General features: G+C 67.2%; 23 protein-coding genes and 4 tRNA genes. 11 read left to right on the top strand and 16 right to left on the bottom strand.

Annotated elements, in window-relative coordinates:
- Positions 1 to 59: 59 nt before the first annotated feature.
- Both ACYU98_RS08425 and ACYU98_RS08430 read right to left on the bottom strand, forming a co-directional pair.
- Positions 60 to 491 (bottom strand): TIGR02611 family protein, encoded by a 432-nt coding sequence (locus ACYU98_RS08425; protein ID WP_460467762.1) that lies wholly within the window; start codon positions 489 to 491, stop codon positions 60 to 62.
- 25 nt (positions 492 to 516) lie between these two features.
- Entirely contained in the window at positions 517 to 1,347 is an 831-nt protein-coding gene (locus ACYU98_RS08430) for an aminotransferase class IV (RefSeq protein WP_460467763.1), read from the bottom strand.
- Between the two features lie 178 nt (positions 1,348 to 1,525).
- Between ACYU98_RS08430 and ACYU98_RS08435 the strand changes: the two genes are divergently transcribed.
- Genes ACYU98_RS08435 through ACYU98_RS08445 form a run of 3 tightly spaced genes read left to right on the top strand, consistent with a single transcriptional unit; the run spans position 1,526 to position 5,322 of the window.
- Positions 1,526 to 2,572 carry a cupredoxin domain-containing protein gene (locus tag ACYU98_RS08435; RefSeq protein WP_460467764.1) on the top strand — a complete coding sequence of 349 codons (1,047 nt, stop codon included), beginning with the start codon at positions 1,526 to 1,528 and terminating at the stop codon, positions 2,570 to 2,572.
- A 9-nt stretch (positions 2,573 to 2,581) separates the two neighbouring features.
- Positions 2,582 to 4,675 (top strand): sensor histidine kinase, encoded by a 2,094-nt coding sequence (locus ACYU98_RS08440; RefSeq protein WP_460467765.1) that lies wholly within the window; start codon positions 2,582 to 2,584, stop codon positions 4,673 to 4,675.
- Positions 4,672 to 5,322 carry a response regulator gene (locus tag ACYU98_RS08445; RefSeq protein WP_460467766.1) on the top strand — a complete coding sequence of 217 codons (651 nt, stop codon included), beginning with the start codon at positions 4,672 to 4,674 and terminating at the stop codon, positions 5,320 to 5,322. Before ACYU98_RS08440 ends, ACYU98_RS08445 begins: the two co-directional genes overlap by 4 nt.
- A gap of 4 nt (positions 5,323 to 5,326) precedes the next feature.
- Here ACYU98_RS08445 and ACYU98_RS08450 read toward each other — a convergent pair whose 3' ends face one another.
- Positions 5,327 to 6,364 carry a chorismate-binding protein gene (locus tag ACYU98_RS08450; protein WP_460467767.1) on the bottom strand — a complete coding sequence of 346 codons (1,038 nt, stop codon included), beginning with the start codon at positions 6,362 to 6,364 and terminating at the stop codon, positions 5,327 to 5,329.
- A 103-nt stretch (positions 6,365 to 6,467) separates the two neighbouring features.
- A tRNA-Gly gene (locus tag ACYU98_RS08455) sits at positions 6,468 to 6,540 on the bottom strand.
- Positions 6,541 to 6,657: 117 nt separating this feature from the next.
- Here ACYU98_RS08455 and ACYU98_RS08460 point away from each other — a divergent pair.
- Positions 6,658 to 7,356 (top strand): TetR/AcrR family transcriptional regulator, encoded by a 699-nt coding sequence (locus ACYU98_RS08460; RefSeq protein ID WP_460467768.1) that lies wholly within the window; start codon positions 6,658 to 6,660, stop codon positions 7,354 to 7,356.
- Complete coding sequence (locus ACYU98_RS08465) at positions 7,353 to 8,588, top strand: glycosyltransferase (RefSeq protein WP_460467769.1); 1,236 nt, start codon at positions 7,353 to 7,355, stop codon at positions 8,586 to 8,588. The genes ACYU98_RS08460 and ACYU98_RS08465 overlap by 4 nt, the downstream gene beginning before the upstream one ends.
- Before the next feature lie 106 nt (positions 8,589 to 8,694).
- On the opposite strand, the gene ACYU98_RS08470 is transcribed toward ACYU98_RS08465, so the two are convergent.
- From ACYU98_RS08470 to ACYU98_RS08490, 5 genes are all read right to left on the bottom strand, one after another.
- On the bottom strand, positions 8,695 to 9,297 hold the full coding sequence (locus ACYU98_RS08470; protein WP_460467770.1) for a hypothetical protein: 603 nt from the start codon (positions 9,295 to 9,297) through the stop codon (positions 8,695 to 8,697).
- 257 nt (positions 9,298 to 9,554) lie between these two features.
- Positions 9,555 to 9,629: transfer RNA gene (locus tag ACYU98_RS08475), tRNA-Val, on the bottom strand.
- Between the two features lies 1 nt (position 9,630).
- A tRNA-Cys gene (locus ACYU98_RS08480) sits at positions 9,631 to 9,701 on the bottom strand.
- 28 nt (positions 9,702 to 9,729) lie between these two features.
- Positions 9,730 to 9,802 (bottom strand) — tRNA-Gly (locus tag ACYU98_RS08485).
- 40 nt (positions 9,803 to 9,842) lie between these two features.
- The gene (locus tag ACYU98_RS08490) at positions 9,843 to 11,018 is read right to left on the bottom strand and encodes a YihY/virulence factor BrkB family protein (protein WP_460467771.1); all 1,176 of its coding nucleotides are present in this window, start codon (positions 11,016 to 11,018) and stop codon (positions 9,843 to 9,845) included.
- A gap of 89 nt (positions 11,019 to 11,107) precedes the next feature.
- Between ACYU98_RS08490 and glgX the strand changes: the two genes are divergently transcribed.
- Positions 11,108 to 13,249 carry a glycogen debranching protein GlgX gene (gene glgX, locus ACYU98_RS08495; protein ID WP_460467772.1) on the top strand — a complete coding sequence of 714 codons (2,142 nt, stop codon included), beginning with the start codon at positions 11,108 to 11,110 and terminating at the stop codon, positions 13,247 to 13,249.
- A gap of 58 nt (positions 13,250 to 13,307) precedes the next feature.
- On the opposite strand, the gene ACYU98_RS08500 is transcribed toward glgX, so the two are convergent.
- Positions 13,308 to 14,177, bottom strand: coding sequence for a PPK2 family polyphosphate kinase (locus ACYU98_RS08500; RefSeq protein WP_460467773.1), 870 nt, complete (start codon positions 14,175 to 14,177; stop codon positions 13,308 to 13,310).
- A gap of 29 nt (positions 14,178 to 14,206) precedes the next feature.
- On the opposite strand from ACYU98_RS08500, the gene ACYU98_RS08505 reads away from it, so the two are divergent.
- On the top strand, positions 14,207 to 14,875 hold the full coding sequence (locus ACYU98_RS08505; RefSeq protein ID WP_460467774.1) for a dihydrofolate reductase family protein: 669 nt from the start codon (positions 14,207 to 14,209) through the stop codon (positions 14,873 to 14,875).
- Here the strand turns inward: ACYU98_RS08505 and ACYU98_RS08510 are convergent.
- On the bottom strand, positions 14,860 to 16,002 hold the full coding sequence (locus tag ACYU98_RS08510; RefSeq protein WP_460467775.1) for an alpha/beta hydrolase family protein: 1,143 nt from the start codon (positions 16,000 to 16,002) through the stop codon (positions 14,860 to 14,862). The two genes, ACYU98_RS08505 and ACYU98_RS08510, sit on opposite strands and share 16 nt — an antisense overlap.
- Before the next feature lie 37 nt (positions 16,003 to 16,039).
- On the opposite strand from ACYU98_RS08510, the gene ACYU98_RS08515 reads away from it, so the two are divergent.
- A complete protein-coding gene (locus ACYU98_RS08515; protein ID WP_460467776.1) occupies positions 16,040 to 17,104 on the top strand; it encodes an ATP-dependent DNA ligase in 1,065 nt (354 codons plus the stop codon).
- A gap of 36 nt (positions 17,105 to 17,140) precedes the next feature.
- On the opposite strand, the gene ligD is transcribed toward ACYU98_RS08515, so the two are convergent.
- Positions 17,141 to 18,199 (bottom strand): non-homologous end-joining DNA ligase, encoded by a 1,059-nt coding sequence (gene ligD / locus ACYU98_RS08520; protein ID WP_460467777.1) that lies wholly within the window; start codon positions 18,197 to 18,199, stop codon positions 17,141 to 17,143.
- 149 nt (positions 18,200 to 18,348) lie between these two features.
- Between ligD and ACYU98_RS08525 the strand changes: the two genes are divergently transcribed.
- Positions 18,349 to 20,754, top strand: coding sequence for a lamin tail domain-containing protein (locus tag ACYU98_RS08525; protein WP_460467778.1), 2,406 nt, complete (start codon positions 18,349 to 18,351; stop codon positions 20,752 to 20,754).
- A gap of 62 nt (positions 20,755 to 20,816) precedes the next feature.
- A complete protein-coding gene (msrB, locus tag ACYU98_RS08530; protein ID WP_460467779.1) occupies positions 20,817 to 21,218 on the top strand; it encodes a peptide-methionine (R)-S-oxide reductase MsrB in 402 nt (133 codons plus the stop codon).
- 1 nt (position 21,219) lies between these two features.
- Here msrB and hemQ read toward each other — a convergent pair whose 3' ends face one another.
- Genes hemQ through ACYU98_RS08545 form a run of 3 tightly spaced genes read right to left on the bottom strand, consistent with a single transcriptional unit; the run spans position 21,220 to position 24,745 of the window.
- Complete coding sequence (hemQ, locus tag ACYU98_RS08535; protein WP_460467780.1) at positions 21,220 to 21,930, bottom strand: hydrogen peroxide-dependent heme synthase; 711 nt, start codon at positions 21,928 to 21,930, stop codon at positions 21,220 to 21,222.
- The gene (hemG, locus tag ACYU98_RS08540) at positions 21,923 to 23,347 is read right to left on the bottom strand and encodes a protoporphyrinogen oxidase (protein ID WP_460468351.1); all 1,425 of its coding nucleotides are present in this window, start codon (positions 23,345 to 23,347) and stop codon (positions 21,923 to 21,925) included. The genes hemQ and hemG overlap by 8 nt, the downstream gene beginning before the upstream one ends.
- A gap of 3 nt (positions 23,348 to 23,350) precedes the next feature.
- Positions 23,351 to 24,745, bottom strand: a complete 1,395-nt coding sequence (locus tag ACYU98_RS08545) for an aminotransferase-like domain-containing protein (protein ID WP_460467781.1) — start codon at positions 24,743 to 24,745, stop codon at positions 23,351 to 23,353.
- A 60-nt stretch (positions 24,746 to 24,805) separates the two neighbouring features.
- Here ACYU98_RS08545 and yczE point away from each other — a divergent pair, with 60 nt between their 5' ends.
- Complete coding sequence (gene yczE / locus ACYU98_RS08550) at positions 24,806 to 25,468, top strand: membrane protein YczE (protein WP_460467782.1); 663 nt, start codon at positions 24,806 to 24,808, stop codon at positions 25,466 to 25,468.
- A gap of 7 nt (positions 25,469 to 25,475) precedes the next feature.
- On the opposite strand, the gene hemE is transcribed toward yczE, so the two are convergent.
- Positions 25,476 to 26,510, bottom strand: coding sequence for a uroporphyrinogen decarboxylase (hemE, locus tag ACYU98_RS08555; protein ID WP_460467783.1), 1,035 nt, complete (start codon positions 26,508 to 26,510; stop codon positions 25,476 to 25,478).
- Between the last annotated feature and the right edge of the window lie 14 nt (positions 26,511 to 26,524).

Raw genomic sequence — 26,524 nt, forward strand, 5'->3', positions numbered from 1 at the left:
CCAGCACGAGGACGAACTTTACCCAACCGACCGGGAGTCCTCCTAATCGGGTGAACCGATCACAAGCCGGGCATCGCGCGCAGGAAGTCCTTCGCTCCACTGGGCAGGAACCCGGGAACGCCGCCGATGCGCAAGGTGAGCCAGACGATGAAGCAGACGAACGCGAAAGTGAGCAGTGCGAACAGCCCTTGGAACCACAACGGCTGCCGCTTGAACCAAGCGTTCCAGGCGTCGAGCTTCTCGCGGGCCCAGTTGAGCAGCCTTGCGGCCCAAAGGAACTCGGTCGCCCAGACCCCTAGGCCAATGAAGACGATCAACCAGCCGGGCCCAGGCAGCGGCACCGCTGCGATGCCGACCGCGACGATGATCAGACCGACGATGGCAACGCCAATTCGGTAGGTCTTGTCCGACACCGGGTTGGCCGCCAACTTCCGGCGCCAGGCGTATCGGTGGGACTTCGGGTCGAACGATTCCCTCAGTTCCTCCTGCACAGCGGACTCCCCCAACGTGTTCCTCCTAGGCCAAGTGTGGCGCGTGATCAGCGAACGCCCGCGCGGTCCGGACCGTGACGGGGCCCGGCGCAGACAGTTCGCGATCATCAACGCGCGAGACCGCCTGAACGTCCCGCGTCGAGGAGGTGATGAAGACCTCGTCGGCAGTCTGCAGAATATTCAGCGGCAGCGTCTTCTCATGAACCGGAATGCCGGCTGCCTCACACGCCTCGATCACCAACGCGCGGGTGATGCCCGGCAGCAGACCCGACTCGACCGGCGGGGTGAGCACCTCACCGTCGACCACCACGAAGATGTTGCTGCCGGTGCCCTCACACAACTCGCCCTGGGTGTTGGCGAAGATCGCTTCGCTGCCACCGCGCTCCTTAGCGCGGGCGAGCGCGACGACATTCTCGGCGTACGACGTGGTCTTGAGACCAACGACCGCGCTGCGCTCGTTGCGGGTCCACGGCACCGTCGCGATCTCCGTTGTCGGCGTCGGGCGGGGAACCGGGGAAGCGAGCACGATGTAGGTCAGCGGCGAGTCGCTGCGATCTGACCCGAGCGGGCCGATCCCTGCAGTGACCGAATAGCGCACCCGACCGAACTCGAGGCCGCCCACGAGAACGGCGCTGATGCCTTCGGCGAGCACCTGACGGTCAGCGGCCGGCAGACCCAGGCCAGCCAGCGATCGGTCGAGTCGATCGTGGTGACGCTCCAGCGCGAACACAACACCGTTCTCAACCTTGCAGGTCTCAAAGACCCCGTCACCGACCGTCACGCCGTGGTCGAGCGCGCTCACACTCGCGCCGTCACCCACCAACGACCCGTTGACCCACACCCTGATTGCATCCATCGCTGACCCTTTCCGAGGCACGTCCGGCCAGTGTTTCACGCAGGGCGGGCGCGGCCGTCCTGGGACAAATGTTCCCGGCGGTTCGGGACACGCGCCCGATGCGCCTGGGAGGTCTGCGCGGCAACAGTCGAAGGCGTCAACCAATCCGCCTCCGCTCGGAGAATGAGGAGAACCCGTCATGAAGTCATCTTTTGGCCGCCCGCTGGTTGCCACCGTTGGAATGTGTGCCCTTTTGGCCACATCGACAGTCGCCGTAGGCAGCGCTTCGGCTGCCCCAACGGCGCCGGTCGGCAACCAGGTCGTCGTCGACACCACCAACATGAACTACCAGGTTCAGGGCGGTGTCCGGCCGGGCATCGTGTCGATCACCTGGCACAACCGCGACGACGACCTGCACATGATGAGCATGGGCCGACTGAAGGCCGGAGTCACCCAGCAGCAGCTGAAGGCGGCCGCCGGCAAGGGCGACAAGGCCCTCGGTGCCCTGCTTCTGGACAGCCCGGACACCACCTACGGCGCGCCAGCTCTACTATCCGCAGGGGAAACCGAGACCGTCACCACCACCCTGCAGTCCGGCAATTACGCGCTGATCTGCTTCGTGATGGGCAAGGACCACATGACCCACGCCGCGATGGGCATGGTCGGGATCCTTAAGGTCGCGGGAGCGACGAGCAACCAGGCTCCGTCCAGCAGTGGAATTATTGCGGTCGGCGACAACGGCATTCGGTGGCCGAACCACTTCACCGGACATGGCACGTATTTGGTGAAAGACACCGGCCACAAGCCACACTCGCTCTCGCTGGCCCGACTCGACAGGGGCGTGCCCCTGCTCCAGTTCGCCGGGAGCGTCAACAACGCGCTGCAGTCGGGGTCGCAGCCACAGGGCGGCAAGCTGGTCAGCGGTATCGACTCGCTGTCACCAGGGCAATCGGCCTGGATCACCCTCGACCTGACCGATGGCCACTATGGCTACGTTTCGCCGACTGACATCAGCGGTCCGCAGCTGCCCAAGCAGGCGGGCGAGTTCGACCTCGGCGGCACCGGAACACCCACCAGTTCGCCGACAGCTACGCCCACCGCAAGCGGTCCGGTCGTGGTCACGGACGGTCCGATGAGGTCTCAGCGCGCCGGGACGAACTGGTCGCTGGTCTCTTGGCTCTCCGTCGCAGGCGCAGCCGTGATCGCCAGCGGTGCGGGCCTGCGTCGCCGAGTTCAGCGCCGATAGCCCTGGACGATGACGACCGGATTTGCCACCGATCTGCCCTCGCGCAAGCACGGCCAGCAGGAAGATGGACAGATGCAGACGATCGAGCGGCTGGGCCAACGGCGCTGGCGCCGCGCGCTCGTCACGTGCTGGATCGTCTGCCTCCCCCTGCTGGCCGTGCTCGCCTGGGCGAATCGGTCAATCCCGGTCGACGTCTGGGCTCCAGGTGACCTCACCCTGGGCCTAAGCCTCGGGCTCAGCGGGCTGCTCATCACCGGCCGGCTGCCCGGCAACGTGGTCGGCTGGTTCCTACTCCTTGGCGGGGCAACGCAGGCGCTCGTCGGGGTGCTGGACGAGACCGTCGTACGCGGGGCCTGGACGCCGACCGGCTCCCCCTCGGCGCTGCTCTGGGACTGGCTCGCCTGGATCTCGGCGGTGATCAGCCCGATCGGACTGATCACCTTGCCCCTGGTCCTGTTGCACTTTCCGGACGGCAGATTGCCCGGGCCACGTTGGCGGCTGACGCGAACGGCGACGTACGCCGCGGGCGCAGCGTCGATGACACTGAACGCCTTCGCGCCCGGCACGGTGTCGCCCGCATTGCCCTCGGTGCGCAATCCCGCCGGAATCCGCGGGCTGCCGGTCGGCGCGCTCTACCCGGTGGTCATGATCGCGACGGCGCTGCTCATTCTGGCCGGCTTGGCCAGCTTGGTCGTGCGCTGGCGCCGCTCCGAACCCGAGGTGCGACAGCAACTTCGGCTGGTCGTGGTGAGTGCGGTGCTGCTGGCCTTGGCGGCTGCTCTCGAGATCACCACTTTGCTTCCGGTGTCGCTGTCCCCAGTTGCCGCGATGATCTTCGTGGCGAGCGTCGGCTTCGCGGTTTTGCGTCACCATCTGTGGGACACCGAGGTGGTGCTCAATGTCTCGCTCGTCTACGCGGTGCTGACCCTGCTGATCACCGGCGTTTTCGTCGGATCGGTCGTGCTCACCGGAGTGCTTGTCGACGGCCGCCCGCTGTGGTGGCCAGGAATTGTCGGCCTGGGTGCTTCGCTACTTGTTGCCGTTCCCCTGCACCATCAGGTCCAGTTGGTCGTCGACCGGCTGCTTTACGGACGGGGACACGACCCACACCGCGTCTTGGCCTCGCTGGGTCGCCGCACCACCGCCGGCCTCGACGCGCCAACCGTCCTGCAGGACCTCGTCGATGAGATCGCCGCCACCTACCTACGGCTGAACTACGTCTGTCTCACCACCGAGTTGGGCAGCGCTCAGACCGGTACCCCCGGGGCTGAAGCCCTCACCTTGCCGATCCGATTTCAGGGCGAGCGCATCGGCAACCTGCGGGTGAGCCCGCGACAGGGCGCTGGCGTTCCGGCGAACGTGCTCAGTTCGTTGGAGGTGGTGGTGGATCAGATCGGCCCGGTCCTGCACAGCCTCGGCGTCACCCTCGCCGTCGGCCGGCTGCGTCAGGAGGTCACCACCGCCCGCGAGGAGGAGCGGCGCCGGTTGCGCCGTGACATCCACGACGGTGTCGGGCCGGCACTGGCGGCCGTCGCGCTGCAGATCGAAGGCGCCGCGGCCCTGGTCGACCGGCGCCCGCAAGAAGCCAAACAAACCTTGCAACGGCTCACCGGCGAGGTCGGCGAGGTGCTCAATGATGTGCGCCGGATTGTTCACGACCTTGCTCCCCCTGTCCTGGAAGCCCTTGGCCTGGAAGGCGCCCTGCGCCATCAAGCGGCGGCCTTCTGCACCGTTGCCACCGCCGAACACGACGCCCTAACCGTCACGGTCGAGATCACCGACCCGATGACCGATCTGCCTGCGGGCATCGAGCTGGCGACCTACCGGATCGTCTGCGAAGCGCTGACCAACGTCACCAAGCATGCGCAGGCGCGATCCTGCCGGGTCACCTGCGCGACCGAAGCCGACCAGGTTCGGCTGCGAATCGACGACGACGGCGTCGGATTCGGACCCGGCTCGTACGGCGTCGGCACCCTTTCGATGATCGAACGGGCAACCGCTGTCGGCGGCTCCTGCCGGCTGCTGCCCTCCCCGTTGGGCGGCCTGCGGGTCGAGGTCTACCTGCCGGTCGGCCACCTCGCCGGCAACGCGGTGCGGCCATGACCGATCCGGCGCCCACCCGCGTGCTCATCGTCGATGACCACCCGATGTTCCGGGAGGGCCTGCGCTTCGTGCTCGCGGCGATGGACAACATCGAGGTCATCGCCGAGGCCGCCAATGGAGCAGATGCAGTGACCGTCGCCGATGAGCTCCAGCCCGACGTGATTCTGATGGACCTGCACCTGCCGGAACTGCTCGGCGTCGATGCCACGCGCGCCATCACCGCGCGCAGCCCACACATCGGGGTCATCGCCTTAACCATGTTCGAAGACGACGCCAGCGTCGCAGCGATGATGCGGGCCGGCGCGCGGGGTTACCTCGTCAAGGGAGCTGACGGGGCGGCGATCGCCAGGGCGGTACGTGCCGTTGCCGGTGGCGAAATCATGCTGGGGCCACGCGTTGCCCGCCACCTGCAGAGTCTGCTCGCCACTCCCCCGACGGCGACCTTCGCCGAACTCAGCCCGCGCGAGGTCGAGGTGCTCGACCTGATCGCCCAGGGCCGCAACAACCAGGACATCGCCAACCACCTCGGCATCTCCCAGAAGACGGTTCGCAATCACGTGTCGAACGTCTTCGCCAAACTGCGGGTCGCCGACCGGGCGGCCGCGATCATCCGAGCCCGTGAAGCTGGGCTGGGCGAACCGCGCTAACGGGTCAGCTGTTCAGCGCGCGGTCGGCCAGCGAGATCAGGCGACGGGCCTTCAACTCGGTCTCGGCCCACTCACCTTCGGGGTCCGATCCCCAGGTGATCCCGGCGCCGGTTCCGAACCGCAGCAGGCGCCGCCCGGCCTCGCGCTCCGCCCAGAACGTACGGATCCCGACGGCCAGTTCGGCGTGACATGAGCGACCATCCGGATCGTTGTCGACGAACCCGATCGCGCCGCAGTACGGACCGCGGGGAACTCGCTCCAATTCGGTGATCGCCTGCAGCGCAGTCGATTTGGGCGCCCCGGACACCGAACCCGGTGGGAAGCTCGCGCCGAGGATGGCGGCCCACGTGACGTCGTCGCGCAACTGCGAGCTGACGGTCGAGACGAGGTGGACCAGACCGGGGTGTTCCTGCGGAAGGCACAACCCCTCGACCGCAACACTGCCCGGCCGGCTGACCGGCGAGAGGTCGTTGCGCACCAGATCGGTGATCATCACGTTCTCCGTAGTGTCCTTCGGCAGCAGCTGCGCCACGGTCGGCGCGGTGCCCTTGATCGGCATCGACACCAGACGGCTGTCCTGACGCGAGAGATACAGCTCAGGAGACGCGCAGACGATGTCGAGGCCGGCATCCGGGATCTCGATCCGGGCGGCGTACGGGGCCGGGTTGCCCTGCTCCAGCAGCTGCGCCAAGCGCTGCATCGGGAAGCCGTCGGGGATCTCCCGCTGCATCACCCGGCAGATGTTCGCCTGGTAGACCTCCCCCCGAGCAACCCTGCGGCGCACGTCCTCCACGGCCTGCTCATAGCCGGCGGCATCCAGCGAGGAGGACCAGGCGGAGGTGTCGACAACATCGGCGGCGACGAACGCAGCTTCGGGCTCCGGTCTGCGGGCGGAGGTGCGGCCCATCCGTACGGCGGTCAGTGCCCCTTCAAAGGTGCACACCACGACCCAGAAGCCGGGCTCGTCGAGGGCGGCGGCATCGTGACGGATCTCGATCGGATCCCACGCGCGCACGGCACCGAAGTCCGCTTCACCACGCATGAGCCCTCCGATCCACCGGGAGATACGAGAACGGCGCCCCGCTAGTCGCGGGGCGCCGCCAAGTGGTGGGCGATACTGGGATCGAANGAAAAGAACAACAAAGAGCGGACAACCGGGCTCGAACCGGCGACCTCAACCTTGGCAAGGTTGCGCTCTACCAACTGAGCTATGTCCGCCTGCCGCCCTTGCGGGCAACGGAGAGAACTTTACCTGATGGCTGCCCGCAGTTCCAAAACGGCTCACCTGCGCGGAGGCTGGCAGTTCCGGCAGCGCGGATCAGCGCGATCCGTCGCATGTCCGAGGTGCTCGGTCAACTCCCCGCCACGTCCTTCCCGAACAGCTTCAGGGCCCGCTGGGCGCACGGCATCTGTGTAGCCTCGACCTTCGCTTATTTTCGCGCTAGTGTCATTAACATGAAACGGCAATACAGGATGTCGGCCCGCGCCGACGCGGCCCAGCAAACCGGGGAACGCATCCTGGCGGCGGCGTTCGACCGCTTCACGGTGGCAGTCTTTGACGAGGTCACCCTTGACCAGATCGCGGCCGACGCCCAGGTCACCGTGCAGACCGTCATTCGCCACTTCGGCTCCAAGGAAGGGATCGTCTCGAGACTGACGCAGATCCGCGGGGCACAGGTGGAGGAACAGCGCGCTGTAGCACCGGTCGGTGACGTGGCCGGCGCGGTGCAGAACCTGGTCGAGCACTACGAGGCCGAGGGCGATCTGATGATGCACCTGCTGCGCCAGGAGAACAGGGTGCCGGCGTTCGCGGAGGTTGCCGAGCGCGGCAGAACGGTCCATGCCGAGTGGTGCGCCCGCGTGTTCGCGCCCTGGCTCGAGGCCCGCTCCGGTGTCGCCCGTCAACGTCTGGGGGCACAGCTGCTCGCCGTCTGTGACCTCTACACCTGGTCCCTGCTGCGTCGTCAGCAAGGGCTGTCCCAACGCCAGACCAAGCTGGCGCTGCTCGAGCTTGTGGAAGGAACGCTGAAATGAAGGTTCTCGTCTACACCGCGCCCGCCCGGGGCCACTTGTTCCCCACCGTGCCGATCCTGCTCGAGCTGCAGCGGCGCGGCCATGACGTGGTCATCCGGACGATCGCGGCCGAGGTGACGGGACTGCGTGCGCTCGGCTTCACAGCGGACGCGGTCGACCCCGCCATCAGCGCCATCGAGCTCCTCGACTTCACGCAGCACAACCCGCTTTCATCGCTCAGGGCGGCCGTCGCCAACTTCATCGCCCGCGGCGAGCTTCAGGTCCCCGAGGTCCAGCGCGCGATCCAGGACGATCGGCCCGATCTGCTCCTCATCGACGTCCTCTGCTGGGGCGCGGCTGCCGTCGCCGAGGCCTCGGGACTGCCCTGGGCCTCGATCCAGCACTCCCCGACGCCATTACCGGCGCCCGAGGTGCCCCCGTTCGGGCCCGGCCTGAGGCCGATGGCCGGTCCGTTGGGCCGGATCCGGAATCGGGCGCTCACGCCTATGACCATGGGCATGCTCGAGCGGATCGCGCTGCCCCGCACGAACTCCATGCGGGTCGAGGCCGGGGCATCGCCGCTACGGGACGCCGCGGACATGTTCACCCGACCACCACTGACGCTCTACCTCACATCCCGAGCCCTGGAATACCCCCGCGCGATGTGGCCCGAGTCGTTCGTCTTCACCGGTCCGTTGGCCTGGGACCCGTCCAGCGATCCACCGGCCTGGCTGTCCGGGCTGACCCGGCCGGTCGCACTCATCACGACGTCCTCGGAGTTCCAAGACGACGGCGAGCTCGTGCGCACATCCCTTGCCGGCCTGGCCGGCGAAGACCTCGACGTGGTCGCGACGATGCCGGCCGGACTCGAAGCGTTCGACATCTCCGACAACGCCCACCTCGCCGAGTTCGTACCGCACTCGCTGCTGCTGCCGAAGGCAGCTGTCGCGGTCACGCACGGTGGCTTCGGCGCCACCCAGAAGGCTCTCGCCGCCGGGGTGCCAGTGGTCGTCGTCCCTTTCGGCCGGGACCAGTCCGAAGTCGGCCGTCGCGCCGAGGCCAGCGGAGCCGCCATCATGCTCTCCCACAAGCGACTCACACCCGAACGGCTACGCGCCGCCGTCCGGAAGGCAATCACCTTGAAACCAGCCGCCGCAACGCTGGCCGCGAAGATGGCCGCCGAGGGCGGTGCACCCTTGGCTGCCGACCGGCTGGAAGCGCTCCAAAGTAGTCCAGCCGCGAGACACCCGTGAGATGCGAGAACCTCCGGCTGGTGGGGCCGTCACGGGCCACACCTCGTCCGGAGGTCGTCGTTCGCTCATTCAAGTAACTGCTGCCGACGGCGCAGACCGACCAGGTCTAGGCGGTGCGCGGCACCGCTACCCCGGCGTCCCGAGGGGAAGCCACTGGCTGGTCCCGACGGACCAGCGCAGCGTGACGCAGGCCGAACAGTGCGAGCGCGAGCATCAGGGCTGCGCCGATGAAGGCTGCGATGGCGGCGTACCCGGCAATGGTGCCAATGGTCGCGAACGCGTATCCGTAGAGGAGCAGCCCGCGAAGCGTGTCTCCCTGGAAAAGCGTGGTCTTCAGCTCGGTGAGCTGCTGCGTCTGGGCGGAGTTCGGGTCGGCTTTGGCGGCGGCCATCTGAGCGGCGCTGACCTGGGCGTAGGTCTGACCCTTCGATGCCTCGTTCATGTGGGCGAGGATGAAGTGGTTGGCGTAGGCCTTGGCCTGCGGGCCCGTCGTCATCAGCTGGCCGGAGTACTTGCCGAGACTGTCCTTCATGTCCGGCGTCGCGAGCGCGGCGCCACCCGGCATCGTGATCTGCTGCGCGGAGAGTTGCTGATGAACCTCGTTGCCGATGAAGTTGTGCGCCCAGGTGAGCAAACCACCCCCGGCCAGCAGGACGACGGCGATTCCGAGCCCCATCCATGAGACAAGCTTGTCGAGTGTGGAACGCATGACCTTCTCCTTGAGTTGAAGCGGTGGGACCTTGTCTGGCCTCGCTTCCATGTTCCGGCCCATCCAGCTACGCCTGTTAGGACGAACGTCCCGCAACCGCAACCGGTTACGCCCTCGCCTCGCGCGAGAGTGGCACCAGGGTGTTGGCAACAGGGTGCCGACGGCCTGACGTTGGGTCATCGCGGAGCCCGCGACGACCACGCCGGCACATCAAACAGCCCCCGACCTTGCGTTTCCGCAGGTCAGGGGCTGTTTCTTGGTGGGCGATACTGGGATCGAACCAGTGACCTCTTCCGTGTCAGGGAAGCGCGCTACCGCTGCGCCAATCGCCCGAGGTGGCGACGGGATTTGAACCCGTGTAGACGGCTTTGCAGGCCGTTGCCTCGCCTCTCGGCCACGCCACCGAAGTCCTGCACAGAAGTGCAGGACCAGAGCGGACAACCGGGCTCGAACCGGCGACCTCAACCTTGGCAAGGTTGCGCTCTACCAACTGAGCTATGTCCGCCTGCACTGACTCCGACCGAAGTCGGGTGCGCTGCATGAGGCTAACGGATCGACGCGGACGAATCCAACCGGGGCGGGCGCGAGTCGCCCGGCGATTCACTGGGGGTCGCTTCGTCGGCCGGAGTCACGGGCGAGTCGGGTTCCACCGGCGGGCGTTGCGGGCTGCGCCGGCGCAACATCGGCACCGTCACCGCCTCGTCGTCGGGGTGGTCCGCCTCGGGCCCGGTTCCGTCGGCATGTTCGACGACAACCCCGTCCGTACGGCTGATCCGCGCCCGGGTGCGTTGCACGCTCTCCTGCAGGCGCTCGCGGGCCCGCTCGTGGGCGGGCGTGTGTTCCGGCACCGGCCACAGACGCATCGTCGCGGCGTTCAACGCCGCACCGATCAACACCGCAATCCCCAAGAAGTAGAGCCAGATCAGAACCACGATCGCGGCCGCGAGCGGACCGTAGATCGTGGTGCCGCCGACCGAGTTGCCCAGCACCCAGCGCAAACCCATCGCCGCGAGCACCCAGATCACCAGGGTCAACACGGCCCCGGGCAGGTCACGCACCCACGGAGTCTTACGCGGGGTGGCCAGGTAGAAGAAGGTCGCGAACCCCAGGATCGTCAAGCCACCGACCAGCGGCCAGTAGAAGACCATCAAGACGGTCAGCCGGTCGGGCAACCAGTCCGACAACAACTGCGGTCCGATGACGATCAGCGGCACCACGATCGCGGCGAAGATCAACGACACGAAATACAGCGACAGGCTCATCACGCGGGTGCGAACGATGCCGCGGTGGCCGCCCTGGCCGTACATGATCGCGACCGTGTCGATCATCACATTCACCGCGCGCGATCCCGACCAGAGTGACAGCACGAAACCGATCGAAATTACGTCAGGTCGGCCACCATGCAGCGCATCGGAGATCGTCGGCATCAGCACTTCGCGCAGGCTGTCCTCGGTGAGGAACCGGGAGGCGTATTCCTCGATGCCGGTCGTGACCCGCACGACGGCGTTCTCCCCCAGCCACCCGCTCAGGTAGCCAACGCCACCAAGCAGCCCGAAGATCAGCGGTGGGAACGACAGCAGCGCGAAAAAACCGGCCTCTGCAGCTAGTCCGGTCACCCGATACTGCATGCAGACCCGGATCGTTTCGCGGATCAGCCGCGCCAGCGAGGGAGCTCCACGGACGCGTCCGAGAGCCCGGCGGAGGGTGTCATCGACACTCATCCGGGGTTCCCCACAAGTCCGGGCCTCACCAACACGTCCTCCACGGTAGTGGTCAGATCAGTCAACTGCGTGCACCACAATGGTGTGCCATGGACATCTGGCCGGGACACCCGTACCCCTTGGGGGCCACCTTTGACGGCACAGGCACCAACTTCGCTGTGTTCTCCGCCTCTGCCGAACACGTCGAGCTCTGCCTGCTCGAGCCGGCCGACGACACGCCGACCGGCTGGACCGAGACCCGCCACCACCTGACGGAGGTGGACGGCCACGTGTGGCATGCCTACCTGCCGCGGGTGCAGCCGGGCCAGCGCTACGGCTACCGCGTGCACGGCCCGTACGACCCCAGCAGCGGCCACCGCAGCAACGCGGCGAAGCTGTTGTTGGACCCGTACGCGAAGGCTTTCGACGGGCAGATCGACGGCGACGAATCGCTGTTCTCCTACCGCTTCGATGACCCCGAGGCTTTCAACGAAGACGACTCGCTGGGCCACACGATGCTCTCCGTCGTGGTCAACCCGTTCTTCGACTGGGCCCACGACCGGCCGCCGAGGCACGAATACCACGACAGCGTGCTCTACGAAATGCACGTCAAGGGTCTGACGATGACCCACCCCGATGTGCCCGAGGAGATCCGCGGAACCTACGCCGCCGTCGGCCACCCGGCGATCATCGACCACCTGAAAAACCTCGGGGTGACAGCGGTCGAACTGCTGCCGGTCCACCAGTTCGTGCAGGACTCCACGCTGGTCGACAAGGGCCTGTCGAACTACTGGGGCTACAACACGATCGGCTTCCTGGCGCCCCACAACGCCTACAGCGCCTCGGGCACCGACGGTCAACAGGTCACCGAATTCAAGGCGATGGTCAAGGCACTCCACGCTGCCGACATCGAAGTGATCCTCGACGTCGTCTACAACCACACCGCCGAGGGCAACGAGCTCGGACCGACCATCGCCTTCCGTGGCTTGGACAACCAGAGCTACTACCGGTTGGTCGACAGCGACCCGGAGCACTACTACGACACGACCGGAACCGGCAACAGCCTGCTGATGCGCAGCCCGCACGTGTTGCAGCTGATCATGGACTCGCTGCGCTACTGGGTCACCGAGATGCACATCGACGGCTTCCGGTTCGACCTCGCAGCGACCCTCGCTCGCCAGTTCCACGAGGTCGATCGGCTCTCAGCGTTCTTCGACATCATTCAGCAGGACCCGATCGTCAGCCAGGTGAAGCTGATTGCCGAGCCGTGGGACCTCGGCGACGGTGGCTATCAGGTCGGCAACTTCCCGCCGCTGTGGACCGAGTGGAACGGCAAATACCGCGACACGGTCCGCGACTTCTGGCGTGGTGAGCCTTCGACGTTGGGCGAGTTCGCTTCGCGGCTGACCGGATCGAGCGACCTCTACGAACACTCGGGCCGGCGGCCGATCGCCTCGATCAACTTCGTCACGGCCCACGACGGGTTCACGCTGCGGGACCTGGTGTCCTACAACGAGAAGCACAACGACGCCAACGGTGAAGGCGGCAACGACGGCGAGTCACACAACCGTTCCTGGAACTGCGGCGTCGAGGGCCCGACCGACGACCCGGAGGTCGCCGAACTGCGATTGCGTCAGCAGCGCAACTTCCTGACCACGCTGCTGCTGAGCCAGGGCGTTCCGATGATCGCCCACGGCGACGAACTCGGCCGCACCCAAGAGGGCAACAACAACGTCTACTGCCAGGACAACGAACTGGCGTGGGTGGACTGGGATCTGGACGACCAGCAGGAGGAGCTGATCGCGTTCGCCTCCTCGGTGATCGCATTGCGCCGCGACCACACCACCTTCCGTCGACGCCGTTTCTTCCTGGGCCAGGCCGATCACGGCGGCAAGAGCCCGCTGGGCGACATCGAGTGGTTCTCCCCCGACGGCAACCAGATGACCGAACTCGACTGGCGCAACGGCCTGGCTCGCGCGGTGGCGGTCTTCCTCAACGGTGAGGCGATCTTCGCCCCCGACGAGCACGGGCAGCCGGTGGTCGACGACCACTTCGTGTTGATCTTCAACGCCAACGGTGACGACCTGCGGTTCACCGTTCCCGACGTCGTCCAGGACGCTGAGTGGCAGGTCGCGTTGCACACCGCTTCGCAGGATCCGTTGACCGCGGATGAGACCATCGCCGGCGGCGACGATCTGGAGATCGAGGGGCGCTCCATCGTGGTGTTGCGCTGCGCGCGCTCGACCGACTGACGAACTGACGGCGTACGAAAGGGGCCGGTCCACGCGGACCGGCCCCATTGCGTACGACTCAGAGCTTGGCCAGTCGCGCCTGTTGCTCGGCCACATCGAACTCGGCCCGCGGCCAGGCCTGGTCAAGGTCACGCAGGTGGGTCAGCAGGATCTGCTGGACGGCCAACCGGGCGTACCACTTCTTGTTCGCCGGAACGACATACCAGGGCGCATCGTCGGTCGACGTCTTCTCCAGCAGCACCTGGTAGGCCTCCTGGTAGTGGTCCCAATAGGCGCGCTCGTCCAGGTCGCCCGGGTTGAACTTCCACCACTTGTCGGGCCGGTCGAGCCGCTCGGTCAATCGAGCCTTCTGCTCGTCGGCATCGATGTGCAGCATGATCTTGATGATCCGTGTTCCGGCCTTGGTGACCGACTCCTCGAAGGTGTTGATCTGCCCATAGCGGCGGCTCCAGGTCGTGGCCGGAACAAGGTTGTGAACCCGTACGATCAACACGTCTTCGTAGTGGGACCGGTCGAACACCGCGATGTAGCCCGGCCGGGGCAAAGCCTTGCGAATGCGCCAGAGGAACGGGTGGCGGCGCTCTTCGGCCGACGGCGACTTGAAGGCCGTCAGCTCAACCCCCTGCGGGTCCACGCTGCCGACGACATGTCGCATGATGCCGCCCTTGCCCGAAGTGTCCATCCCCTGCACCACCAGCAAGACCGACGGACCGTCCCCGTCGCGGCCATTGGCGTAGAGCCGCTCCTGCAGATCGTCGATCTCGGCGGCCGTCGCAGCAAGGGTCTCTTCGGCGTCGACCTTCTTGCCCTTGAAGCCCGGAGTCGACGAGGCGTCCAGCGATGCGAGTTCGAAACCGGCTGACACTCGGAGCTTTTCAGCGATCTTGGCCGCCGGATCGTTGCTCTTCTTCGACTTTTTCTTAGCCATACCCGATCGTCTCACGGTTGGATGGACCTATGCGTGAACTGCTGCCAGTCGCCCGCCCGATCTCCGTGTCAGACCTGCCCGATGTCTATGACTGCGACGCTCTGTCTCAATGGAACGTGCGTCTGAACTTCGTTGCCACTGTTGATGGTTCGGTCGTTGGATCCGATGGACGGTCGGGTTCGATCAACAACGATGTCGACGGTGCGGTCTTTCAAATGCTGCGCGCGTGGGCCGATGTCGTCGTCGCGGGCGCCAACACCGCGCGGGTGGAGGGCTATGACGCTCCGGTGACCGACGAGCGGTGGACCGCGCTGCGGGCTGGGCGCGCCGATCATCCGGCGCTAGCCGTTCTGTCACAGGACGGGGTCCTGCCGGCGAGTGTCGACACCGATGGCCGCCGCGACGTGTTCGCGCTGGACTCCTCCGGCTCCGACGGCGTACGCAGGGCCTTCGACGAACTGCGTAAGCGCGGCTACCAGCGGGTGCTGTGTGAGGGCGGGCCGACGATCGCGGCGCTGGCGCTCGCGGCCGATGTCGTCGACGAGGTCTGCCTCACCACCGCACCGGTCCTGGTCGGGGGCAGCGCCCACCGGATGGTCAACGGCCCGACCTTCGATCGTCCGGCCCACCTGGCCGCGTTGATCGAATCCGACAGCACCCTGCTGGCCCGCTGGGACCTGCGTCAGGGCACCACCTGAGGGGCGCAGAACGAGCGAACGGCGCGCTCCCACCGCTGGCTGTCGACGTTCCATGAGCGGCAGTGGCGGGCAACGCTGAACTGCTCCAGCCGCACGATGTCGGGCCGCGCAGCGGCCAACTCGGCCGACGGTCCGAAGGGCACGAAGTCGTCGTCGGCCGAGTGGATCAGCAGGATCGGGACGTTCAGTTCATCGGCCCGCCGCACCCAGTCGGCGCGAGTCAGGTCGATGGGCTCATGGAGCCCAATCACGCCGCGGTGCAGGGGCCCGCGCATCAGGCTCTGCCCCATCCGACCCACCAACGCAGGAACCCGGTTGAGACCTGCCTGGAACGCCAACACATTGCGCCAGTTGATGACCGGCGAGTCCAACACAACCCGCGAGACGTGGTCCTTCAGCGCCGAGCGATCCATCACCTGCAACACTGCCGCGCCGCCCATCGACCAGCCGAAGAGCTGCAGGTCGGACGCACCCTCGGCGATCGCGTGAGCCATCGCCGCCTCCACGTCGAGCCACTCGGTCAGGCCAAGGTTGTAGCGCCCGTCGCCGCCCTGAGGCGCCTCGGGATCGTTGCGGTAGCTGATCACTAGGGCGTTGATCCCCGCGTCGCGCAGCGTCGGCAACGCGCGCAGGCATTCGGTGCGGTTGGCGCCTCGGCCGTGCACGAGCACCGCCCAGCGCGTGGCGTCGGGGACGCGCATCTGCCAAGCCGGCATCGCACCCATCGGCCCCTCGTACGTGATCTGTTCGAGGTCAATTCCCAGAGCCGTCGCCGGCGGACCGGCGTAGAAGCTGCCGTTCAGCCGCGCGGGACCAGTCGTGAGTTCCCCGAAGTCGACGCCGAGGAGTTCGCGGGTCACCCGACGGCGGTCGGCCAACAGCACATCGCCCAGGCGGACGTGGGTGTCGAACCCGGTCGACCAGAGGCCGTAGCGGCCCGGCGCGGTCGTCTCGTCGTTGGCGCTGAGGGTGACCGTCAGGTCGGAGAACTCAAGGACCGTGATGTCGTCGGCGGGCGGTTCGGGGGTGACGACCTTGCGCGCGAAATAAGCGGCCAGGCCGGTGGCGCCGAATCCCCCGGCAAGGGCTCCTGCGGCGGCGGCTCCGGCGATGTGTCGGGTCTTCACTGGCCCATCGTGTCAGGCCGCCCCCACAATGGAGGCCATGACCTCGTCATCTCAGGTGCCGTTCGCTACCCCGCTGACCCCGATGCTCGCGAAGGCGGCCACGGCCGTGCCGCGCTCGACCGCGGACAAGAGCTACCTCTATGAACCCAAGTGGGATGGCTTCCGGGTCGTGGTGGTGAAGAACGGCGACACGGTCGAGCTCGAGTCGCGCGGCAGCAAACCGCTGACGCGCTATTTCCCGGAGATCATCGAGGCCGCTCGGCGTGACTTGCCCGAGCAGTGCGTCCTCGACGGCGAGATCGTCGTCCGCGCCGGCAGCGGCAAGCGGCTCGATTGGGAGTCGCTCGGCCAGCGCATCCACCCCGCCGCCTCCCGGGTGGCGAAGCTCTCGCAAGAGACGCCCGCCGAGATCGTCTTCTTCGACTGCCTCTGGCTTGGTGCTGACAGTCTGCTGGAGCAGCCGTTCGAGCAGCGGCGAGCCGCCCTGGTCGGCGCGTTGAAGGACCTGCCCGAGGGCAGTTCGTTCCACCTCACCCGCGTCACCGACGATCCCGACGTCGCGCAGGACTGGTTCGAGCGGTTCGAGGGTGCCGGCCTCGACGGGGTCGTGGCCAAGGAGACCAGCTCGACCTACCAGCCGGGCAAACGCACCATGCTCAAGATCAAACACAGCCGTACGGCCGAAGCAGTCCTGCTCGGCTATCGAATTCACAAGAGCGGCAACGGAGTCGGCTCGCTTCTGCTGGGGATGTACGACGCCGAGGGCCACCTGCGCAATGTCGGCGGGATCCTCGCCTTCACCAACAAGCGCCGCCTCGAGCTGGTCGACGAACTGGCCCCGCTCGTCGTCACCGACGACGCCGGCGAGCAGGTGCACGGTGAGACCGACCGGTCGCGATTTAGCGGCAACAAGGACGTCTCGTTCGTACGGCTGCGCCCGGAGCGAGTCGTCGAGGTGAAGTTCGATCAACTCGAGGGGATGCGCTTTCGCCACGGCGTCGGCTTCCTGCGCTGGCGCCCCGACCGCGACCCGCAGTCCTGCCTCATCGACCAGGTCGACCGGGCCCCGTCGTACGACCTCGGCGAGGTGCTGGCCCAGTAGCCCCCAGCTACCTCCGTAGTCGGGGGGGGTGCTGGCTCACCCCGCGTCGATCCGGTTGCCCTCGTCGTCCCAATGCCCGGCGACCTTCTTGCTCGGCTGAACCCTCGGCGGCTCCCCTGGCATCTTCGGGTAGTCCGGCGGAAAGTTCAGCTCGCCCAGTCCGCGCTCGGCAACATCCTTGTCCCACAGCGCAATTGCGGCCGTGATGTCACCCTTCGCACCGCGGTCGGCCCACGCATCACCGTCGCTGGCCAGCAGCCCCGGAACGGTTCGTACGGTGAAGTCGCCGGGCTTTGCGTCGCGCAGACGATCCCACGGCAGCGGCATCGACACCGGTGCGCCTGGCAGCGGTCGGGGCGAGTAGGCGCCGGCGATGGTGCGGTCTCGGCAGGCCTGATTGAAGTCGACGAAGATCCGCTCGCCGCGCTCTTCCTTCCACCACGCCGTGGTGACCAGGTCGGGCTGCCGCCGCTCCAACTCCCGCGCGACGCCAATGACACCGTGGCGGACGTCGAGGAACTCGTGGGTCGGCTCGATCGAGGCGTAAACATGCAACCCGCGGTTGCCGCTGGTCTTCACCCGCGGCTCGAACCCGATCTCCGTCATCACCTCGCGCAGCGCGTAGGCGGCCTCAACCACATCGGCGAACGCTCGCCCCGGCTGCGGGTCCAAGTCGATCCGGAACTCATCGGGTCGGTCGTTGTCATCGGCGGTCACCGGCCACGGGTGAAAGGTCACCGTGTTCATCTGGGCACACCACACTGCGGCGGCCGGCTCGTCGAGCACCAACTGCGGGTGCTTGCGACCGGAGGGATAGGTGCAAGTCACCAAGCGGACATAGTCGGGAACGCCGCGCGGCGGGTTCTTGGAGAAGAACTGCTCCCCGTCGATTCCTTCCGGAAACCGTTGCAGCGCAATGGGTCTGTTGCCGTTCGCGCGAATGAAAGCCTCGCCAACGGTCACCAGATAGCGAGCCAGATCCTCTTTGGTGATCCCGTCGTCGGGAAAGATCACCCGGTCCGGGCTCGACACTCGGACCTGTCGCATGCCGTCTGGACCCTCGACATCGAGCATCACCGGCTTCGTCGCTGCCATGCGGCCCAGCGTACGGCTCCAGCCACTTGACCCAATGATGACCGAACCGTCGACAGGTCTTTACCTTCGCGCCCGCCACTGGCTGCTCACAGCCCCTACCGTCACGCGCGGACCACCAAATCCCCCCGACCGGAAGAGCACAACACCCCATGGCTACATCCCCGATGTTCCGGCTGGCCGTCGCCGCATCCGCAGGCGTCCTTGCCACCGCTGGTGCACTCGTCGCCGCACCCAGCGCCCGCGCCGCTTCCTCCACCGTCACCATCTCTGAGGTCTACGGCGGTGGCGGCAACTCCGGCGCGCCGTACGCCAGCGACTTCGTCGAGCTCTACAACCTCAGCTCGGCGCCGATCGACCTGACCGGCTGGACGGTGCAGTACTACTCCGCCGCCGGCACCACCGCCCAGAAGACGGCGCTATCTGGCACCGTCGCCTCGGGCACTCACTTCTTGGTGAAGGAGGCCGACGGTGCAAACACCGCGGCCACCCCGTTGCCGACACCCGATGTCGTCGGCACCATCCCGATGAGTGGCACCGCCGGGCGGATCGCCCTGGTGAACGCTGCCGGCGAGACGGTTGACCTCGTCGGCTACGGAAATGCCTCGGTCAGTGAGGGTGCTCCCGCCGCGGGAACTACCAACGCCACGTCGGCCACCCGCGTCTCCCCCTGCACCGACACCGACAACAACGCGGCCGATTTCCAGACCGCGGCGCCCTCGCCGAGCAACGCGGCGGCCGGCGCGAGCGCCTGCACCCCCGGCGGCGGCGGCGACCCCACTCCGCCGAGCGGCACCGAAGCGACCATCGACCAGATCCAGGGCGCCGCGCACACCTCGCCCTACAACGGCAAGAAGGTCATCGGCGTCAAGGGGGTCGTGACCGCGACCTCCAGCACCGGTTTCTGGATCCAGTCGACGACCCCCGACAGTGACCCGAACACCAGCGAGGGTCTATTCGTCTTCACCCGCACCGCGCCCACCGCGGTCGTGGGTGACTCGGTCGAGGTCGCCGGCAGCATCTCCGAATATCGCGCGGGCGGTTCTGGTGGCACCACCAACCTGACCACCACCGAGCTCACGAACCCCACCACCACGACGGTCAGCACAGGCAACCCACTGCCCGCCCCGGTAGTCATCGGCGTCGACCGGATCGCGCCGCAACAGAGCGTCTACGCGGGCGACCCCGGCTCCGTCGAGAACGCCGGCACCACGTTCGACCCCTCCAAGAACGCCATCGACTTCGACGAGTCGCTCGAGGGCATGCGGGTGTCGCTGCAGGACGCGAAGGCCGTCGGCCCGACCAACACGTCGTACGGCGAGACCCCCGTCGTTCCGGGACAGAACGTCGACGCCATCAAGGATCCGCGCGGCGGCGTCGTCTACGGGTCGTACGACAACCCGAACTCCGCCCGCCTGATCCTGGCCGACACCCTGGTCAAGGGGCAGATCCCGACGGCAAACGTGGGCGACACCTACACCGGGATGACCACCGGGATCATGGACTACGCGTTCGCCAACTTCGAGCTGCTGGTCACCGACCCGGCGCCGGTGAAGTCGGCCGGCCTTACCCGCGAAGTCACCGCGACGCCGAGCGACAGTGAGCTGTCTGTCGGCACCTTCAACGTCGAGAACCTCGCCCCGAGCGACCCGGTGAGCAAATACCAGCGGCTGGCTACGCAGGTCGTCACCAATCTGCAGGCGCCGGACATCCTGGCGCTGGAGGAGATTCAGGACAACTCCGGCGCGGCCAGCGACGGCACCGTCGACTCGACCGCGACCACCGACAAGCTGATCGCTGCGATCAAGGCCGCTGGCGGCCCGTCGTACGAGGCCCGTTGGGTCAACCCGGAGGACGGCACCGACGGCGGCCAGCCCGGTGGCAACATCCGTCAGGTCTTCTTCTATCGCGTCGACCGCGGTGTCGGATTCGTCGACAGGCCGGGCGCGACCGCGACCAGTTCGACCCAGGTCACCGGCACCGGTCGGAACACCACGCTCACCCAGTCGCCGGGTCGCATCGATGCAACGAACTCGGCCTGGAACAACTCCCGCAAGCCGCTGGTCGGCCAATTCACCTGGAACGACCGCTCGTTCTTCGTCATCGCGAACCACTTCGCTTCCAAGGGTGGCGACGACCCGTTGTTCGGCCGGTTCCAGCAGCCGCTGCGTTCCTCGGAGGCCCAGCGCACCAACCAGGCGACCGTGGTCCGCGGATTCGTCGACACCCTGTTGAAGGCTGACCCGGGCGCCAATGTGGTGGTTCTGGGCGACCTGAACGACTTCGAGTTCAGCAAGACGGCCGACATCCTCGTCGGTTCCGGCTCGAACGCGCTCACCGACCTGCCGCGGACACTGCCTGCGAACGAGCGCTATACCTACGACTACCAGGGCAACAGCCAGGTGCTCGACCACATTCTGGTCAGCCCGAGGCTGGCCACCCGGAGCGCCAACAAGTCGCTGTCGTACGACATCGTCCACACCAACTCCGAGTTCGCCGACCAGGACTCGGACCACGACCCGCAGATCGTTCGACTGCCGGTGCAGGTCACCCGCTGAGCGTGAAGTGAACGACGCAGGCCGGGCGGAACAACCGCCCGGCCTGCGCTGTTGTGCCAACCATGACCAAGGTGACCAAGACTGACCAGGAGTGGCGCGACCAGCTCAGCGCCGCCGAATACGCCGTCTTGCGACAGGGCGGCACCGAACGAGCCTTCACCGGCGAATACACCGACACCGAGACGACCGGCGTTTACTCCTGTCGGGCGTGCGGCGTTGAGCTCTTCCGCAGCACCACCAAGTTCCACAGCCACTGCGGCTGGCCGTCGTTCTACGCTCCGTCCGAAAACGACAACGTGACGCTGATCAAGGACACCTCGATGGGGATGGTCCGCACCGAGGTACGTTGCGCCTCCTGCGACTCCCACCTCGGCCACGTCTTCGAAGGTGAGGGCTACGAGACGCCCACCGACCAGCGCTTCTGCATCAACTCGGTGAGCCTGACGTTGGACCCGCAGGACTGACTCAACGCAGTTTGCTGGCCAGCTGCGTGATCGTGGTCTGCGGGCCGGTGAAGAACGGAATCTCTTCCCGAACGTGGCGCCGGGCGTCGACGGCGCGCAGTTCGCGCATCAGGTCGACGATCCGGTGCAGTTCGTCGGCCTCGAAACACAGCAGCCACTCGTAGTCGCCGAGGGCGAACGCGGCGATGGTGTTGGCGCGTACGTCGGCGAAGTCCTTTGCGGCCAGGCCGTGTTCGCGCAACATCGCGCGACGCTCGTCCTCGGGCAGGACATACCAGTCATAGGACCGGACGAACGGGTAGACGCAGGCGTACTTCAACGCGGACTCACCGGCGAGGAACGCCGGAACGTGGCCCCGGTTGAACTCAGCCGCGCGGTGCAGACCGACGTTGGACCACACCCCGTCGAAGCTGTGGCCGAGCTCGGTCGCCAGGAAGCCGCGGTAGGCCTCCTGCAACTGCTCGACAGTCTCGGCGTGCCACCACACCATCAGGTCGGCGTCGGCGCGCAAGCCGCCCACGTCGTAAAGCCCGCGCACGGTCACGTCCTTCTTGCCCAGCGAGGCGAAGAACTTCTCGGCTTCCTTGACGGCCTTCTTGGAGTCGGGCAGCGGACGAGTGGCCTTGAAGACCGAGTACATCGCGTAGCGAATGCTGCTGTTGATCTCCTCTGCCTGCTCGGTGGGGAGGTCGTTGGCGGCGTGGTCAGCCATGGATTCCTTCTCTGGTCGGTTCATTCAGTGCGGTCAGGACAGTCATTGCGGCTGTACGGCCGGAGCCGATACACGCCGGAATGCCGACACCGTCATAGGCGGCGCCGGCGACGGCTAAGGAGGGAAGCGGCGACAGGGCATCTCGGATGCCGGCGACGAGTTCGACGTGGCCGACGGCGTATTGCGGCAGGGCGCCACCCCAACGCTGCAGGTGCGCATCGACCGGATCGGGCAACGGGCCCAGCGCATCCTGGAGGTCGTTGAAGCCGTCCCTGATCAGGACCTCATCGGATTGCTGCAGGCCGCGGACCTCGCCGGCCCGGCCGATGGAGACCCGCGCGAACACCAGATCCGGGTGGTCCTGGGCAAGCCACGGCCACTTGCGACTGGAGAAGGTCGACGCCTTGATCCGGCGGCCGTCTGGTGGCGGCACCAAGAACCCACTGCGCTGCGGCAGATCCGGCAGGTCGACGGACCGGAAGGCGTAGGTGACGATCGCCATCGAGGCGTAGTCGATCCGCCGGAGAGCGTCGGCTGCCGGTTCGCAGACCGGGCCGAGCAGACGGGCGGCAGGGGCGGCCGGAATCGCGACGGTCACCGCGTCGGCCGGGCGGCTCGAGCCGTCAGCGAGGCGCAGCAGCCAGCCGGCGCCCTGCCGCTCCATCCTCGTGACCGTCTGGCCGAGTTGGACCTCAATGCCCTTGTCCTGCAACGCCTTCCGCAGAGCCTGCGGCAATGTTCCAACGCCTCCGCGCAAACCCGCGAACACCGGACGGGGATCGTCGGGGCGCGCAGTCGCGGCCCGCGCTGCGGCCACCAACGACGACCCACTTCGTACGGCGTCAAACAGCGGTCGCACGCATGCCTTCGCGGACAGCCGGCGGGCGTCCCCGGCATAGACACCGCCCAGCAACGGTTCGACCAGGCGGTCGACGACGGCCGGGCCAAGCGCCCGTTCAACCAGATCGCCGACCGAGATATCGTCGCCGACCTCGACGGGCTCTTCGGTCGCGGCGCGGGCGACCTCGGCATCGGTGAGCAGTCCGGCGAGACTTTGGGGGTCGGCCGGCACTCCCATCAAGGTGCCGCGCGGCATCGGATGCATCTCGCCGCGGGACCAGATCGCCGCGGGCAGGGTGGCCGGGGCGACCGCCTGCAGACCGAGCTCGGCCAGCAGTTGGGTGGCCTCTGGGCGGCGCGCCAACATCGACTCAGCGCCCAGGTCAACGGCCACACCGGCGACCTCACCGGTCTTCAGCTTGCCGCCGACGCGCTCGGTCGACTCCAGCACCACGACGTCGTGGCCACCGCGCTGCGCCAGCTCCCAGGCAGCACTCAACCCCGCGATGCCTGCACCGATGACGACGATCGAACCCACGCGCTCATCGTCCCATTCCACGACGCTGCGTCGTAGCAGGGGTCAGGCGACCCCGGCGGCCAGCGCCGCCTCGCGCAGCAGCGGAAGGGCCTCGGCCATCCGCTCCGGACCGAGGGCGTACGGGGTCCGCAGGTGGCGGTCCAACCCGGCGCCATTCACCGCAAAGGCGGAACCGGCGTGCAGGGCGATCCCCCGTCGACCCGCTTCGCGGACCAACGCCGGCGAGGCCGGGGCGGGCAGCGACCACCAGATCGACAATCCACCGGCGGGTGTCTGCGCCTCCCATCCCAGGCTGCGCCCGAAGTCGAGCAGCAGATCACGCGATGCCCGGAAGCGTTCGCGGACCTCAGGTGGGAGCCCAGCCCCGGCAATGATCAGTTCGGCGAGAACCAGCTGGTCGATCACCGACGGACTCAGGTCGAGAGCACGACGAGCGGTCGCGAGCATCTTCACCCGCCGAGCCGAGGTTCGGATCCACCCCATCCGCAGGCCACCCCAATAGGTCTTGCTGGACGATCCGATGGTCACGACATCACGGCCGTACGACGCGACCGGGCGCACATCCGGTTCGACGTCGAGCCAGGTGTCGCAGAGCGTTTCGTCGACGATGCCGACAACACCGTGATCGCTCCACAGTCGACACAGCCGCGCGCGGTCGGCGCCGGGCAGGAGTCGGCCCGTCGGGTTGTGGAAATCGGCGACGACCATCATCGCGTCGATGCCCCCGCGGCGCGCGAGGCGCTCAACCTCGTCGAGGTCCAACCCGTCACCGACCGGAAGGCCCACCGGCCGATGGCCTGCATTTCCCACTGCCACAGCGGAATTGGGATATCCGGGCGACTCCATCAACACCCTGCTGCGCCGAGTCAGTAGGCCCTGCATCACCAGCGCGGTCGCGGCCTGGGCGCCACCAGTCACCAGGATCTGATCGGCGGTGGTTGGCAGTCCGCGCTCGACAAAACGATGGGCGATCAGTTCGCGCAAGGTCGGTAGGCCCTCCGCGAAGTAGCCGGCGTCGGCCGCAAAACGCGGCAGCTTGTCGATCGCGGCCTCCATCGCCGCCCGCAGGCCGGCCACCGGAGTCGGGGAGGCGCAGGTGAGGTCGAACGGAACGGTGCCCGGATCGCCAGCCGGACCGAGCGGCTCCCCGCCGCCGACCGCCGGACCGCCGGGCACGCGCACGGTGGTGCCCGACCCGTGGCGCGCCTGAGCGAAACCGCTCTCAACCAGGTCGCCATAGGCCCGAGTGATCGTGGTGCGCGACACCTGCAGCGCGCCGACCAGTTCGCGTTCGCTGGGCAAGCGGGTGCCGTCAATCACTCGGCCGTCGGCGACCAGGGCTCGTACGCCGTCGGCAATCGTCAAATAACGAGGCCCGGAAACGTCTGCGGGGCCGAGCAGTTCGGCCAGTCGGCGACCGGAGAGGCGCAAGTCCATGGGACCACTCTCGTCCAAGTGGCCCTTTAGAGCAAGGCCACTTGGACGCATGCTGGATCCATGAGCATCACCCTCCCCCGCTACGCCCTCGTCGATCTCGACCCGGTGTCGCAGATGCGCGCTGGCCGGCTCGGCCGTCGCCTGCCGCAACTGTTCGTCGGGCTGACCCTCTACGGCGTCGCGATGGCGATGATGGTCCGCGCCGGCGTTGGCCTCGACCCCTGGGACGTCTTCCACTTCGGCATCGCCCGCCATACCGGGTGGTCGTTGGGCCTCACGGTGATTGCGGTCAGCATCCCGGTGTTGCTGATCTGGGCGCCGCTGCGTCAGTGGCCGGGCCTCGGCACCATCGCCAACGCAATCTGGATCGGCATCGCCACCGACGCCGGACTGCGGGTCATCCCGACCGTGCACGGACTGTTCCTGCAATGCCTCATCTGCGTCACGGCGATCATCGTCAACGGGATCGGTGGCGCGCTTTACATCGGCAGCCAGCTCGGCCCGGGACCACGCGACGGCTTGATGACCGGACTACACCGTCGGACCGGCGTGAGTCTGCGCGTAGTCCGCACCGGCCTGGAGATCAGCGTGCTCGCCATCGGCTGGCTGCTCGGCGGGGTCGTCGGCATCGGGACCGTGCTTTACGCCGTACTCATCGGCCCGCTGGTGCAGTTCTTCCTGCCGTGGGTGATTGTGCCGCTGGAGCCAAACACTGCGGACTGAGGGTTTGTCAGTGGGCGGACTGCTCGTGGACCAGCTCAACGACCCGGGTGAGCACCTCGGGATCGGTGGCCGGCAACACGCCGTGGCCCAGGTTGAAGATGTGGCCCTTGGCCGCCTTGCCCGCTTCCAAGATCTCGATCACCTTGTCGCGCAACGGTTGCCACGGCGCAAACAACAGTGCCGGGTCGAGGTTGCCCTGAAGGGCGTAGTCCCCGCCAACCCGCTGCGCGGCGACGTCGAGCGGCACCCGGTAATCCACACCGACGACCTCGGCTCCTGCTGCGCCCATGGCCGCAAGCAACTCGCCGGTTCCAACACCGAAGTGAATACGCGGAACACCGAGGTCGGCGACCGCGCCGAGGACCGCCGCGGAGTGGGGCTGGACGAAGCGCAGGTAGTCCGCTTCCGGCAGCGCACCGACCCAGGAATCAAACAGTTGAATCGCGCTGGCGCCAGCCTCGATCTGCACCCGCAGGAAGGTCGCCGCGATTCGAGCGAGCTTGGCGCACAACGCGTTCCAGGTGTCCGGGTCGCCGTACATCAGCGCTTTGGTGTGTTCGTGGTTGCGCGAGGGACCACCCTCGACGAGATAGCTGGCCAACGTGAAGGGAGCGCCGGTAAATCCGATCAACGGCGTTGCGCCGAGCTCGGCCGTACACAGTCGTACGGATTCGGCGATGTCTTCGATCTGACTGGCGTCCAACTCCGGCAACGCGTCGACATCAGCTCGCGAACGGATCGGCGAGGCGATCACCGGGCCGGTGCCGGGAACGAGGTCGAGGTCAATGCCGGCCGCGGCGAGCGGAACGACGATGTCGCTGAAGAAGACGGCGGCATCGACGCCGTGGCGTCGAACGGGCTGCAGGGTGATCTCGGCGACCAGCTCAGGAGTCCGACAGGACTGGAGCATCGGAACGCCCTCGCGCACCTTGCGGTATTCCGGCAGCGAGCGCCCCGCTTGTCGCATGAACCAGACCGGGGTGTGTGGAACCTGGAGTCCACGGGCGGCGCGTACGAGGGCACTGTCGGCGGGGGAAGTCACGGCGGTAATCCTCG

It is taken from the genome of Calidifontibacter terrae (assembly GCF_054778835.1).

Coding starts and splice junctions, on each gene's coding strand:
- glgX (WP_460467772.1), top strand. CDS start 11,108: ATGGACATCTGGCCGGGACACCCGTACCCCTTGGGGGCCACCTTTGAC.
- ACYU98_RS08465 (WP_460467769.1), top strand. CDS start 7,353: ATGAAGGTTCTCGTCTACACCGCGCCCGCCCGGGGCCACTTGTTCCCC.
- msrB (WP_460467779.1), top strand. CDS start 20,817: ATGACCAAGGTGACCAAGACTGACCAGGAGTGGCGCGACCAGCTCAGC.
- hemQ (WP_460467780.1), bottom strand. CDS start 21,930: ATGGCTGACCACGCCGCCAACGACCTCCCCACCGAGCAGGCAGAGGAG.
- ligD (WP_460467777.1), bottom strand. CDS start 18,199: ATGGCAGCGACGAAGCCGGTGATGCTCGATGTCGAGGGTCCAGACGGC.
- ACYU98_RS08525 (WP_460467778.1), top strand. CDS start 18,349: ATGGCTACATCCCCGATGTTCCGGCTGGCCGTCGCCGCATCCGCAGGC.
- ACYU98_RS08505 (WP_460467774.1), top strand. CDS start 14,207: ATGCGTGAACTGCTGCCAGTCGCCCGCCCGATCTCCGTGTCAGACCTG.
- ACYU98_RS08445 (WP_460467766.1), top strand. CDS start 4,672: ATGACCGATCCGGCGCCCACCCGCGTGCTCATCGTCGATGACCACCCG.
- ACYU98_RS08470 (WP_460467770.1), bottom strand. CDS start 9,297: ATGCGTTCCACACTCGACAAGCTTGTCTCATGGATGGGGCTCGGAATC.
- ACYU98_RS08515 (WP_460467776.1), top strand. CDS start 16,040: ATGACCTCGTCATCTCAGGTGCCGTTCGCTACCCCGCTGACCCCGATG.
- ACYU98_RS08545 (WP_460467781.1), bottom strand. CDS start 24,745: ATGGACTTGCGCCTCTCCGGTCGCCGACTGGCCGAACTGCTCGGCCCC.
- ACYU98_RS08500 (WP_460467773.1), bottom strand. CDS start 14,177: ATGGCTAAGAAAAAGTCGAAGAAGAGCAACGATCCGGCGGCCAAGATC.
- ACYU98_RS08435 (WP_460467764.1), top strand. CDS start 1,526: ATGAAGTCATCTTTTGGCCGCCCGCTGGTTGCCACCGTTGGAATGTGT.
- ACYU98_RS08440 (WP_460467765.1), top strand. CDS start 2,582: ATGACGACCGGATTTGCCACCGATCTGCCCTCGCGCAAGCACGGCCAG.
- yczE (WP_460467782.1), top strand. CDS start 24,806: ATGAGCATCACCCTCCCCCGCTACGCCCTCGTCGATCTCGACCCGGTG.
- ACYU98_RS08430 (WP_460467763.1), bottom strand. CDS start 1,347: ATGGATGCAATCAGGGTGTGGGTCAACGGGTCGTTGGTGGGTGACGGC.
- ACYU98_RS08460 (WP_460467768.1), top strand. CDS start 6,658: ATGTCCGAGGTGCTCGGTCAACTCCCCGCCACGTCCTTCCCGAACAGC.
- ACYU98_RS08450 (WP_460467767.1), bottom strand. CDS start 6,364: ATGCGTGGTGAAGCGGACTTCGGTGCCGTGCGCGCGTGGGATCCGATC.
- ACYU98_RS08490 (WP_460467771.1), bottom strand. CDS start 11,018: ATGAGTGTCGATGACACCCTCCGCCGGGCTCTCGGACGCGTCCGTGGA.